General features: G+C 28.3%; 13 protein-coding genes. 7 read left to right on the plus strand and 6 right to left on the minus strand.

Annotated elements, in window-relative coordinates:
* Nucleotides 1–63 precede the first annotated feature (63 nt).
* Genes AC2TEO_RS17700 through AC2TEO_RS17715 form a run of 4 tightly spaced genes read left to right on the plus strand, consistent with a single transcriptional unit; the run spans nucleotide 64 to nucleotide 4388 of the window.
* A complete protein-coding gene (locus tag AC2TEO_RS17700) occupies nucleotides 64–489 on the plus strand; it encodes a hypothetical protein (protein WP_442266089.1) in 426 nt (141 codons plus the stop codon).
* A gap of 4 nt (nucleotides 490–493) precedes the next feature.
* Nucleotides 494–1009: a hypothetical protein gene (locus tag AC2TEO_RS17705; protein ID WP_442266090.1), complete on the plus strand. Its 516-nt coding sequence runs from the start codon at nucleotides 494–496 to the stop codon at nucleotides 1007–1009.
* Between the two features lie 56 nt (nucleotides 1010–1065).
* Complete coding sequence (locus tag AC2TEO_RS17710) at nucleotides 1066–2052, plus strand: hypothetical protein (protein ID WP_442266091.1); 987 nt, start codon at nucleotides 1066–1068, stop codon at nucleotides 2050–2052.
* On the plus strand, nucleotides 2052–4388 hold the full coding sequence (locus tag AC2TEO_RS17715) for a hypothetical protein (protein WP_442266092.1): 2337 nt from the start codon (nucleotides 2052–2054) through the stop codon (nucleotides 4386–4388). Before AC2TEO_RS17710 ends, AC2TEO_RS17715 begins: the two co-directional genes overlap by 1 nt.
* A gap of 27 nt (nucleotides 4389–4415) precedes the next feature.
* Here the strand turns inward: AC2TEO_RS17715 and AC2TEO_RS17720 are convergent, their stop codons facing one another.
* The 6 genes from AC2TEO_RS17720 to argS form a co-directional block, all read right to left on the minus strand.
* On the minus strand, nucleotides 4416–5249 hold the full coding sequence (locus AC2TEO_RS17720; RefSeq protein ID WP_442266093.1) for a hypothetical protein: 834 nt from the start codon (nucleotides 5247–5249) through the stop codon (nucleotides 4416–4418).
* A gap of 16 nt (nucleotides 5250–5265) precedes the next feature.
* Nucleotides 5266–5994 (minus strand): LytR/AlgR family response regulator transcription factor, encoded by a 729-nt coding sequence (locus AC2TEO_RS17725; protein WP_442266094.1) that lies wholly within the window; start codon nucleotides 5992–5994, stop codon nucleotides 5266–5268.
* 76 nt (nucleotides 5995–6070) lie between these two features.
* Complete coding sequence (locus tag AC2TEO_RS17730) at nucleotides 6071–6352, minus strand: histidine kinase (RefSeq protein WP_442266095.1); 282 nt, start codon at nucleotides 6350–6352, stop codon at nucleotides 6071–6073.
* A gap of 161 nt (nucleotides 6353–6513) precedes the next feature.
* On the minus strand, nucleotides 6514–7902 hold the full coding sequence (gene lpdA / locus AC2TEO_RS17735; protein WP_442266096.1) for a dihydrolipoyl dehydrogenase: 1389 nt from the start codon (nucleotides 7900–7902) through the stop codon (nucleotides 6514–6516).
* Between the two features lie 36 nt (nucleotides 7903–7938).
* Nucleotides 7939–8526, minus strand: a complete 588-nt coding sequence (locus AC2TEO_RS17740) for a hypothetical protein (RefSeq protein ID WP_442266097.1) — start codon at nucleotides 8524–8526, stop codon at nucleotides 7939–7941.
* A gap of 9 nt (nucleotides 8527–8535) precedes the next feature.
* Nucleotides 8536–10308, minus strand: coding sequence for an arginine--tRNA ligase (gene argS, locus AC2TEO_RS17745; protein WP_442266098.1), 1773 nt, complete (start codon nucleotides 10306–10308; stop codon nucleotides 8536–8538).
* Nucleotides 10309–10403: 95 nt separating this feature from the next.
* Here argS and AC2TEO_RS17750 point away from each other — a divergent pair, with 95 nt between their 5' ends.
* The 3 genes from AC2TEO_RS17750 (at nucleotide 10404) to AC2TEO_RS17760 (ending at nucleotide 13542) form a co-directional block, all read left to right on the plus strand.
* Nucleotides 10404–10904 carry a YkgJ family cysteine cluster protein gene (locus AC2TEO_RS17750; protein ID WP_442266099.1) on the plus strand — a complete coding sequence of 167 codons (501 nt, stop codon included), beginning with the start codon at nucleotides 10404–10406 and terminating at the stop codon, nucleotides 10902–10904.
* A 157-nt stretch (nucleotides 10905–11061) separates the two neighbouring features.
* The gene (locus AC2TEO_RS17755) at nucleotides 11062–11898 is read left to right on the plus strand and encodes a sterol desaturase family protein (RefSeq protein WP_442266100.1); all 837 of its coding nucleotides are present in this window, start codon (nucleotides 11062–11064) and stop codon (nucleotides 11896–11898) included.
* A gap of 156 nt (nucleotides 11899–12054) precedes the next feature.
* Complete coding sequence (locus AC2TEO_RS17760) at nucleotides 12055–13542, plus strand: ASH domain-containing protein (protein WP_442266101.1); 1488 nt, start codon at nucleotides 12055–12057, stop codon at nucleotides 13540–13542.
* Nucleotides 13543–13577: the final 35 nt, after the last annotated feature.

Raw genomic sequence — 13577 nt, forward strand, 5'->3', positions numbered from 1 at the left:
GGGAATTTAAAGCACTCTCTAACGAAGGTGGGTAGGTTCATTTTTAACTTTAGTTAAGAATTTATGAAAAATAATATAAAAATTAAGAGGAAAGTAGAAGATAAATTTGAAATTGTTAAAAAAGTTCCTAAAGATAAAATTCAAAATTCGTTAAAGTTGTATAATGAATATGGAACCATGAAAACTTTGGTAAAAAACATTTTTTTATTAAATGTAGTTTTTATTGTAATTCACAACATTTTTATTGCTAAAAAGCGTTACGATTATGAAGTTTATAACAACATTAGGATAATAGAGACTTCAATTATAGGAGTTTTAATAATTTTAGTTGTAATTATAACCATAATAGCTATGAGTAAAAATTCAAAAGTAAAAAACGAACTGAAAGAAATTTCAAAACGTTACGGGATTAAAAAAGAAGTTGTACAAGAAGAGTTTAGTGTTTTGGCAATGCATTTGTATGGAGGTAGAGGAGTTGTTTTAAAATAAGTTAATGAGAATAGTATTACAAATATTAATATTGAATTTGGTTTTTATTTCTTGTGAAAAGGAAATTAAAGAAACACCTGAAGAATTTGCAGAGAAATTAGTGAAAATGTTCAATGATTTCGACAATTTAGCTTCTAGTCTTTCAAGAAAAGCAACAAAAAGCACTCAAAACGTTCTAGAAGAAAGAGAAATTATCAACGATTTTTTAAATCAAAGCATAAGAACTTTAAAAAGGAGTAAAGAAATTAATCAAGATTTAAAGGGAAAAGAAAAAATGATAACTGTTTTTACTTCCTACAAAGAAGTAATTAATAGTTCGAAGTATACAGCGTTTTTAAAAGAAATAGAAAAAGATAAACAAGAAAAAAATTCTAATAAAAAGAAGAATACTTCGATCTTCGTAGGTAAAAAGTTTGAACTACTCAAAGAGTTAATGAAAGATATTATTCCTGTACAAACTAAAGCAGAAAAATTAGAGTTAGTAATTGAACAGTATCAGAAATTGTATGTTAAAGGTTAGTATTTATGTAAGCTATATATTTTATCTTTCGACTTGAAAAGTAAAAGAAATTAAAGATGAAGAAAGTACTAAGTAGCCTGCTTATTTTACTACTAGTATATGCTTGTAAGAAAGACGATTATGAAATTCAGTTTTATCATTGGAAGTCAGATGCAAAGCTTTCTGATGTAGAAAAAGAAGCTTTAAAAAACACTCACGCTAAGAAAACATTTATTCACTATTTCGATGTTGTATTAACCGATGGAATAAGTCATCCTGTAAGCGTAATTCAAGATATAGACCCTTATTTTAATACTGTACAAGTTGTACCAGTAGTTTTTATCAGTAATTCAGTATTTAAAGTAAATCAATATTCAACCCAAAATTTAGTAGATAAAGTAGCACAACTAGTTCAACAAATTCATCAAAAATACTTCAATAAACAAGCTTTAGAAATCCAAATTGATTGCGATTGGACTAAAACTACAAGAGAAACTTATTTTAAATTTTTAGAACTTCTAAAAGAAAGAATATCTGTAAGTGTAACTATTCGTTTACACCAAATAAAATTTCAAAGAGAAACAGGTATTCCACCAGTAGATTTTGGTGCTCTAATGTTATATAATGTTGGTGATTTAGGTGATTTTAATCAGAATTCAATTTTAAATAGTAAGATAGTATCTCAATATGTAAAGGGAAGTACAGAATATCCATTACAGTTAGATTTAGCTTTACCTTTATTTTCTCAGGTTGTAATTAAAAATAGAGAAGACAATATTCGACTTATAAATAGAGTTATTGAAGAAGATTTTAAAAACGATACAGAACATTTTAAAAGTTTAGGAAAACATCAATATATCGTACTCAAAAAGAAACTATATAAAGGTCAGTATTTATATAAAGATTTTAAGTTAAAGTTAGAAAAAACGAGTATTGAAGAAATTGTAAAATCTAATGATATAATTAAAAATAGCGATTTAAATATTAGAAACACAATTTTATATCATTTAGATGAAACAGAAATTAAAGAACTAAATTTTAAAGAATTAATCACCAAGTTATAATGAAGAAGATAGTATTTAAAGAGTATATAATCGCATTATTATTTCTAATAATAGCAACACCAAAAATATTTGCAGAAAATACACCAAAATACTTTTGTGGAGGTTGGTATTACGATCCAGATTCTTTCTATTATAATTTATTCAATCAAGAAAATATATCTCAAAAAGCATTTTATCCTTTTTTAAGAACAGATATGAATCCGTTTTATGAAGATCAATCTTTAAAAGATTCTAAAAATGTTCACGAGTGGTATTCTTTTTTCAATGAAAAATATTCAAAAGATCAATTAGTAGAGGTTCTTTACGGAAAAGAGAATAAACTCTATACAATTCAAGAGAAATCCGCAAAAGAAAAAGCTGCTAAAACTTATTTGAGTTTTGCAAAATCTTGTGAAACTATTACAGTAAGTAATGAAAGTTATTATTGGGATTACGATGCGTTAATTAAAAAGAGAAAGCAAAATGCACCAGAATTAATTGGTAAAGGTTTATCATTATATAGTAAAGAGAAAAACGCTGACTTAAAACTTCGTTATGCGTATCAATTAATTCGGTTGTATCGATACAATTATGAGTTTCAAACTGCCATTGATTTTTATAACAACGAAGTAAAATCAAAAGTATCTAAAAATGAAATCTACTATTATATTTTAGATCAAGTTGCTGGTTGTTATTATAAACTTAAAAGATATGAAAAAGCAGCTTATCTTTTTTTAAAGGTTTTTGATAAAAGTATCGATAAGAAGCGATCTGCTTTTGTAAGTTATAAGTTTTGTACATATAAAAATGCAGAAGGAAAATCATTCTTAAATACCAAAGAAGAAAAAGCAAATCAGATTTTTATCACGGCAATTAGAAAGTTTTCAGATACGATGCAGGATCTCGAAAATATAACTGATTTAGGTATTGCTGAAGATAAACAAGAATTGTTAGCTATTCGAATTATAAATAATTTAGAAAGAGCAATTTTAGATATAAATTTTAGAAAATCCATTTTTCAAGTAGAAGATAAAGTTGCAGATGAATTGATCGCGTTACAAAGTTATATTGATAGAAAATTAGAAGGTACTACTTCTAATAGAGAATTTTGGAAATTAACAGATGCATATCTTTCGTTTTTACGTCAAGATTTTAAAACCGCAAGTGATAAGTTAAGCTTAGTAAATTCAAGAAAGTTTAAAGAACAAAAAGAAAGTTTAGCAAGAATATTTGAAGTGTTTTCGTGGACAACAATTAATGAAGAAAGAGAGTTATGGTTGTCTAAACTATTCAAAAAAAATAAAAACGGAGTTACAGTTTTAGGTCCATGTCAATTAGATGAAGTGAATCAAGTGAGTATGTCTTGTAATTTAAGAGGAATTATTCTAGAACAAGTAAGTCATTTGTATTTGCAACAAAACAAAATTGCGCAGTCTTATTTAATACACAACCCTTTAGAGGATTTAAAAGAAGTAACGTCTCATGATTTAGTAGACGATATAATTAAATTCATTCAAAAGGAAAATAAAAATGATTTCGAAAAATTATTATTAAAAGGTTTAAAAAATAAAGGATTAGAAAGTTCGTCAATTTTAAATTTAGCAGAAAAAGCAAAAGGGTTAATGTATTACAGAAGTGGAGATTTTAATATTGCAGTAGATTACTTTAGTTCGTCTGATGTAAAAAATATACCAGCTTCTATTTTCAGTAATAATACAATGGAGTGTTTTAATTGTAACGATGCAACTGTAATGGAAGATGAAGTGTATAAAGCTAGTGCATATTCTTTTTTAAACAGAAAGATGAACACTTACGACTTGTTAGTTAATCTTCAAACTTTAGAGGATATGACGCAAGATGAAACCACAAAGAAGTGGAAGAAAAAACTAGCCTATTATTTACTTGGGAATTATTTTTATAATGCATCAAATACAGGGTATTATAGAGCTTTTACTTATTACGGAAAAGATCGTTATTATAACTACGATTTCGGAAGAATCAGATCAGATATAAACGATGTAATTTCAAAGAAAAAAACTTATAGTTTTCCTTACGGGGGATATAGAAATACCTACAATGGTTTAGCTAAAAAAGCAAAATATTATTATGAAAAAACAATTGAAATCTCAACTGATAATGAACTAAATGCAAGATGTGCTTACATGATAGCTAAGTGTGAATTGAACGAATATTACAATAATGGTTGGGATTCAAATTATTCTGGTTATGAAGGAAATGAATATAGAAAGTTTGAAAACTCTGGATTTAAAGCTTTAAAAACAAAGTATAAAAACACGAAGTTTTACGAAGTGATACGAAGTAAATGTAGTTTTTTTAGACAATATGATGCGTATTAAAGATATTATTAGATAAAATAAAATTAACTATTTAACTTTTTTAAAGCTCACATACTTTTCACTAGCTTCTTCTATTTTCGTAAAGTAATTCATTGCATTTCCATAATTTTGAATCACAAATTCATCACTTTCAAAATCTATAGTTGTACCAATTTCTGTAGGTAGCGGAGGTTGTCCTTGTTCTTTATCATCGCCGCCATCATCAACAGCTCCGCCAGCAAATTCACTCCATTCAAAGTCATTAAAAATAATAAGATTGTTCGCCGTTACTTGAGCCGTTCCATTAAAAGATCTTTTTGGAGAAGTAAATGTATATTCTAATTGATTATTAGCTACAAATAGTTTAAAATTTAAATTAGAGACTTCGTTTTTCCAATGTCCCACAACAGCTCTTTCTTTAGCAGGATTTCTAAAAGTTTCATTTGTGATTTTAATAGAATCTATAGTTTGTTTTATGTCAGAAAAATCATTCCAGGTTTTAACGATTACATTTTTGTCAATCATTTCAGATTCAACAGTTAAAAAACCTTCGGCGTTATCATAAGCTACTTGCATATGATCTAAATAAAAACCATTTTTATTTACAAGACATAACCAAGTACTGTTTTCAGTATCGTAAATACGTTCAATAATTTTTAGAGAATCGCTTTTATGACTTATGTAGTAATTGAAGTTAGAATTAAAACTTTCAATATTAAAAAGTCCATGTTTACGCCATAAATCTTTAGAAAGTTTGCTTCGATTTAAAGGTGTATAATTTTCGATGGATTTTTCTGAAATATTAAAAATGAAACTTTTTTGATCTTGTTCCTTACAACTTTGAAGAAAGAAAATTAATAAAAGTACATAGAAACGTATCATTTGTTTTTTATTTAAACTATAACAAAAGACGAGAAACAAACTCTTCTCTTTTTCTTATAGAAACAGGTATTTTAACTCCAGATTTTAAGAATGCATACCCTGTTTTATCATATTTATCAATAAATTTCAAGTTTACTACATAAGATTGATGTGTTCTTAAAAATAAATTTTCAGGTAGTTGATTTTCAAAATCTTTGATAGGTTTAGATGCAATATAAGATTTTTTATCTTCTGTATAAAAAGTTGTATAACCTTTATCTGATTGACAGTACATTAAAGTATCAAAACGAACGATTTGATATCCTTCTTGTAAACGAAGTACAATATATTCTCTTCTCTTTTCAATTAATTGATTTTTTACAATTTCTAAATGATTAGATCTATTATCTGTTATCAATTTAACTCTATCTATTGCTTCATTTAATTCATCAATATCTACAGGTTTTAAAATATAATCTATGGCACCGTTTTTAATGGCTTGTAAAGCATATTGATCGTAAGCTGTAATAAAAATGACTTGAAAATTAAGATCTTTAACTTGATCTAAAAAGTCAAAAGCAATACCATCTTTTAAATTAATATCTAAGAAGATTAAATCGGGTTTGCATGCTTTGGTTACAGTTATAGCTTCCTTAACAGATTCACATTCTCCAATAATATCAATTTCTTTTTTTAAAGAAGTTATCATAGAAATTAATCCTTTTCTAATATATAATTCGTCTTCTACTATTAATGTTTTAATCATAATTTTCTATTGCATAAGGAAGAGTAAGTATGATAGAGTTTTTTTTTTCTTGTAACTTACATTTTTAAATGTGATTTTAGAAGGAATATTTAATTTTTTTAGAAAAAGTATAAAAGAGTTCTTTCATTTTTTCTATTTGGTGTATTTCTAACAAGTGTTTTAAGGTGATTATTTCGTTTGATATTAGCACGGTAATTCTTCTTGAGTTTTCAAGTAGCAATCTTAGAAATTTTGAAAATTTAGATAAATATTTAATCCTATTAGGATTGTTATTAATAATCATGTTTTGTATAGATTTCATAGAATTGTTTATGTAACTAGGTTTTAGTTTAACCCTGTTTAAAGTTCTATCAATCAAAATATTTTTATAAGTAGACTAATGTTACGATACCTAAAAAAAGTAAAATGTTATGAATGAATATGAATAGATAGAATTAAATTCTTTGTATTTAGATTTAAGTATAAAAAAAGTCGAAACAATTAAGTTTCGACTTACTATTTTTTATTATTGTTATTTCTTTATAAATGAATAACTTCATCATAAGCATCAGCAACAGCTTCCATAACAGCTTCACTCATTGTTGGGTGAGGGTGAATAGCTTTTAACACTTCATGTCCTGTAGTTTCTAATTTTCTACCTAAAACAGCTTCAGCAATCATATCAGTTACACCTGCACCAATCATATGGCAACCTAACCACTCTCCGTATTTAGCATCAAAGATTACTTTAACGAAACCTTCTGGAGTTCCAGCAGCTTTTGCTTTACCAGAAGCAGAAAAAGGGAATTTACCAACTTTAATATCGTAACCTTGTTCTTTAGCTTTTTCTTCAGTTAAACCAACGGATGCGATTTCTGGAGTTGCGTATGTACATCCAGGAATATTTCCATAATCGATAGTTTCTGTATGTAAACCGGCGATTTTTTCAACACAAGTTATTCCTTCAGCAGAAGCAACGTGAGCTAAAGCCGGACCAGGAGTTACATCTCCAATAGCATAATAACCAGGAATGTTAGTTTGGTACCAATCGTTTACTAAGATTTTATCTCTATCAGTAACAATTCCTACATCTTCTAATCCGATGTTTTCAATATTTGTTTTAATACCAACAGCAGATAAAACGATATCAGCTTCTAAAACTTGCTCTCCTTTTTTAGTTTTTACTGTAGCTTTTACTCCATCACCAGAAGTATCAACAGACTCTACAGAAGAGTTAGTCATTACTTTAATTCCAGCTTTTTTGAAAGAACGCTCCATTTGTTTAGAAACATCTTTATCTTCAACAGGAACAATATTTGGCATATATTCTACAATAGTTACTTCTGTCCCCATTGCATTGTAGAAGTGAGCAAACTCAACTCCAATTGCACCAGAACCAACAACAATCATAGATTTTGGTTGTTGAGGTAATGTCATCGCCTCTCTATATCCAATTACTTTTTTACCATCTTGAGGTAAACTTGGTAATTCACGAGAACGAGCTCCAGTTGCAATTATAATATGATCTGCAGAATATTCAGTTACAGTTCCATCTTCAGCAGTAACATCTACTTTTTTACCAGTTTTAATCTTTCCAAAACCGTTAATTACATCGATTTTGTTTTTCTTCATTAAGAACTGAACACCTTTACTCATTCCTTCAGCAACACCACGACTTCTTTTAATAACAGCGTCGAAATCTTTATCAATCGCCTCAGCTTTTAAACCGTATTCATCAACATGCTTTAAGTAATCGTAAACCTGAGCAGATTTTAATAAAGCTTTAGTTGGGATACATCCCCAGTTTAAGCAAATACCACCTAAACTTTCTTTTTCAACTACAGCGGTTTTAAAACCTAACTGAGAAGCTCTAATGGCTGTTACATAACCTCCAGGACCAGATCCGATCACTATGATATCATATTTCATAATTCGCGTTTTATCTATTAGTTGTTTATTTATCGTTTAAGGATTAAAGACTAAATCTTTAATTCCGAATTTTTTACTTGTATATCCTAATATTATATTCACAGCATAATGGATAATAATTAATGCTGCGATAGCTGCCAAAGGTACGCCGAAAACTTTATAAGGCACATTATAACTCCAAGTTCCCAGATTAATCGTAATGATTTCACCAAGAGTAGGGAAGACGGTTACTATAAAAAGTACCCATAGCTTTTTTGTTTTAGACGATATATCGGTTGTTTTCTTATTAATTTCCAATTCTGTTTGGTAAATAAGAATAAAAGCTGCTCCCCATGCGAAAAATACCCATTTTGGTATTTCTGTAGCTACATCGTGATATTCCCAATATTGATACTTTGTTCCAAAATATTCACAAATATATCCGATAATAGCAGTTAATAGAAAACCAAAAATTAGGTTACTATTAAATGTTTTGTTTCTTATGTTTTTAACAAATGAGTGTGTAATTTTTAAAACTAAAAGTATGGCTAAAATAAGATCATACTGGTGGAAAAAACCAATAAGTAATCCACCAAGTATAAGCTTTACTATACTTTTTAAAATTATTTTAATTACATTATTCATTGTATAGAATTACATTCTTTCAGGAACATCAATACCTAATAAACGGAAAGCAGAAGCAATTGTATCTGCTACTTTCTTCGCTAATTGAACTCTAAAAATCTTTTTATCTTCATTTTCTTCACCAAGAATAGAAACATTTTGATAGAAAGAATTAAATTCTTTAACTAAATCATATGTATAGTTAGCAATTACTGCAGGAGAATAATTCTTCGCTGCTTGCTGAATTACTTCTGGATATAACTCTAACTGCTTGATTAATTCTTTTTCCTTTTCGTGTAACTCAATTCCTGTTATAGTTTTAGAATAGTCGAAGTCAGCCTTTCTCAAAATTGATTGGATCCTAGCAAAAGTATACTGTACAAAGGGTCCTGTATTTCCTTGAAAATCTACTGAAGCTTGTGGGTCAAATAAAATACGTTTCTTAGGGTCTACTTTTAAAATGAAATATTTTAAAGCTCCTAATCCGATAATTTTATATAACGATTCTTTTTCCTCGTTTGAATAGCCTTCTAGTTTTCCTAATTCTTGAGAAATTTCACGAGCTGTATTCGTCATTTCATTCATTAAATCATCAGCATCAACAACAGTTCCTTCACGAGATTTCATTTTTCCAGATGGTAAATCAACCATTCCGTAGCTTAAGTGATATAATTGATCAGCCCAATTGTAACCTAATTTCTTTAAGATTAAGAACAATACTTTAAAATGGTAATCTTGTTCGTTACCAACTGTGTAAACCATTCCGTTTAAATCAGTGAAATCTTTAGCACGCTGAATTGCAGTTCCGATATCTTGAGTCATATATACCGCGGTTCCATCAGAACGTAATACCAATTTCTCATCTAAGCCATCTTCAGTTAAATCACACCAAACAGAACCATCTTCTTTTTTGAAGAAAACTCCATCTTTCAACCCTTGTTCTATTACATCTTTTCCTAACAAATAGGTGTCACTTTCGTAATATAATTTATCAAAATCAACACCGATATTTTTGTATGTTACATCAAAACCTTCATACACCCAACCGTTCATCGTTTTCCAAAGTGATACAGTATCTTCATCACCAGATTCCCATTTGCGTAACATTTCTTGAGCTTCTAAGAAAATAGGCGCTTGTTTTTTAGCGTCATCTTCACTTATTCCGTTAGCAACTAAATCACTGATTTCTTTTTTATATTCTTGATCGAATTTAACGTAGTAATTTCCAACTAACTTATCTCCTTTTAATCCTGTAGATTTTGGAGTTTCACCATTACCAAAACGTTTCCAAGCTAACATTGATTTACAAATATGAATTCCTCTATCGTTAATGATTTGAGTTTTGTAAACTTTATGTCCGGCAGCTTTTAAAATTTCTGAAACAGCGTATCCTAATAATACATTACGAACATGACCTAAGTGTAAAGGTTTGTTAGTGTTTGGAGAAGAATATTCAACCATTCTAGCATCTGTACTAGAAGTTACAAAGCCATACCTTTCGTTAGTAGCGATTTCGTTAAAGAAATTGATGTAAAAACTATCATCAATAACTAAGTTTAAAAATCCTTTTACAACATTAAAATTAGATACTTCTTGTACGTTTTCTACCAAGTAATTACCTAAATCGTTTCCAATTTGAACCGGATTTCCTTTTTTGTATCGTAATAAAGGGAAAACTACTACAGTTATATCACCTTCAAAATCTTTTCGGGTTGCTTGAAATTCAACAGATGGAATTTCAGTTTCGTATAATTTTTCAAACCCTTCTTTAACCTTCGCTTCTAGTAACGATTGTATGTTCATTAGTTGACTTATTTCTTTTAAATCGAGTAGCAAAATTACATAATTTTATTGGTTTATTTGGCTCATTTCTGGTCATATTACTGTAGTTTTGCAATATGGATAAAGACCTTGAAAATCTTAGAGAATTAGCTCAAGAAAAGCTGCAAGAGAATAAAAAATACTTTCAGAAATTAAAAAAGCGTACTCCTAAACGTCTAGATTTAGTTGTTCAAGAGATTCACGAAGAAGAATTTGAACGAACAGATTGTTTAAACTGTGGAAATTGTTGTAAAACAACAAGTCCGATGTTTACTTATAAAGATATTGAACGAATAGCTAAGCATTTAAGGATGAAAGTACCTGATTTTGTTGCACAATATTTGCGTATTGATGAAGATGATTTTCATGTGTTGCAAACTTCTCCTTGTCCTTTTTTAGATTTAAATGATAATTCTTGTTTTATTTACGATGTTCGTCCGAAAGCTTGTGCCGAATATCCTCACACGAATAGAAAAAAGTTTATCCAATTAGCAAATCTTACCATAAAAAACACTGAAATTTGTCCTGCTACTTATAGAATTCTTGAGGAGTTGAAAAAGAGGTTACCACAGTCTTAGTTTTTGAATTTATTTTGTTATTATGCTATGAAGTTTATGAAATTGGTTGAAAATCTAAGTTAAAATTACCAATTTCGTAGTTTTTCTTAACAGAGGTAAATTTTGTAACCTAATTTTTTTATTAACATTGTTATATCAAACAATTACAATGTTATTTATGGAGGTTATAAAAAGTTATTTTGAAAATATGCCAACTTTACATAGAAGTATGTTATTAGTTGGTGGGATTTCTTTTTTTTGGATTTTAGAAAGCGGAATACCACTATTTAATTTTAAATATAATAAGTGGAAGCATGCTTGGCCTAATTTATTTTTTACAGGAACTACTGTAATTATTAATTTTGCTTTAGCTTTTTTATTATTACAAACATCTTTTTGGGTAGAAGAAAATCAATTTGGACTTATAAATTGGTTGCCAGAAATACCACTTTGGACATATATAATTTTAGGTGTTTTATTTTTAGATTTTTTCGGAGCATATCTAGCTCATTTGGTTGAACACAAAGTTAAACCTTTATGGATGGTACATTTGGTACATCATTCAGATCATAAAGTAGATACTACTACAGCAAATAGACATCATCCGATAGAAAGTGTAATTCGCTTTGTATTTACACTATTAGGAGTGTTTTTAGTAGGTACGCCTTTTTACATTATTATGCTTTATCAGTCTTTATCTTTAGTGTTTACTCAATTTAATCATGCTAATTTAAAAATGCCGAGAAAGTTAGATAAAATATTAAGTTATATTATCGTATCTCCTGATATGCACAAAGTTCATCATCATAATTTATTGCCATATACCGATTCTAATTTCGGAAATATTTTTTCCATTTGGGATAGATTATTGGGAACTTATATGGAATTGGATAGAGAAAAAATAGTATATGGTGTAGATACATTTCCAGATGAAGTAAAAAACTCAGATTTAGTTGAATTATTAAAACAACCTTTTCAAGGTTATAGAAAACCTACAAACATAGAAGAGTTATAATAAAATTTTTAACCAGATATTATGGAGTATATGCTAAATTTATCTATTTTATTTAGGTTTAAAATGTTTCTCCTTTAATTTTTAATACAATTCGTGATTTATTGCTTTACTTTTTTAATTAATTTCGCAAGCCTTTAGAAACGTATTAATTATACTATGAGAAAATTTATATTTTTACTTGTAACATTAAGTTTAATTGCTTGTGGGGGAGATAATTCTAGTGAAGAAAATATTGATGTAGATATAATAATCCCTGATCCAGATCCAATAGTTGTTTTGACCATCCAAACAGAAAATAATGCAAATTATTTAAATTTTGGTAATGTTGTAAAATCGGTTAGTAAATCTTTTCCTATTAAGATTTTAAATGAAGGAGATTCAGTATTAAAAATAGAAGAGATAGTTTTACCTGAAGGTTTTTCAATAAATTTTACATTAATAGAAATAGCTCCTGATGAAATTAAGGAATTAGAGATAACTTTTTCACCAACAGAAGAAAAAGAATATACTGGTTTTATACAGATAGCTAGTAATGCAACATCTAGTAATGCACCAATTAGTATTAAAGGTATTGGAGTTAGTGAAACTTATGAAGGAGATGTTGATATATTAAATCAAGAAGAATTAGAAGATTTTGTTTCTAGAGGATACAAAAGAGTAAACGGAAAGCTTAATATTGGTAGCGCACATGGAACCAATGGATATTCTTTCCCTTATGCTATTAATGATTTAATGCCGTTAAAAGATGTAACATTTGTAAAGGGGTTAAATATCATTCATACCACTTTGACTAGTATAGAAGGAGTTGAAAATTTAGAAATAGAAGGATTTGTTCAAATAGCTTTCAATGGAGAGCTTAAAAACCTTAAAGGATTTCCTGAAACTAAAGAAACTGGTGTTGCTTTAAATTTAAATGGGAATCATAAATTAGAAGATATAAAAGACTTAATTCATGTAAAATCATTCCTTTGGTTAAGCGTTGTAGATAATGTTAAATTAGTTAATTTAGAAGGATTAAATAATGTTACAGAGGTAGAACAAGATTTAAGAATTCAAGGTAACTTACGCATAGAAAATTTAAATGAATTAACTAATCTTAAGTTAATAGGTGAAGATCTTTCTATTAGTAACAATCAAGCATTATACAGTTTTTGTGGTCTACTTCCATTGGTTACTGATGGAGAAATTAAAGGAACATTTTATTTAATGAATCGTAATAGATTTAATCCAGGAAGTATTCAATTCGAATGTGAAAGGCTAGTTCCATTAAATGAGTATCATGGAGTACAAACAAGAATTTCTGGATCTTATTGGTTAGATTTTTTTAAAGAAAAAGGGTTTACAAAAATTTCTGGGGAAGTTTTTATTAAAGGGAATCAGATAAAGGATCTTTTAGCTTTAAGCGCTGTAGAAGAATTTAGTGGAGTTGTTTATATAGAGGAAACACAACTAACAAGTTTAGAGGGATTAAATAACTTAAAGAAAATAAAAGCAGTTATAGTGAAAAATAATCCTAGTTTATCAGATTATTGTGCTTTAACCAATGTGGTTCAAAATCAAACTACAGATTATGGGTTAACAATAAGAGATAATTTATACAATCCAACTAAAGAAGATTTGAAGAATGGAGATTGTAAACAATAAAAAAGTAAAAGCAAACCGATTGAGGTTTGCTTTTT

Source organism: Tenacibaculum aquaeponti (genome assembly GCF_057221555.1).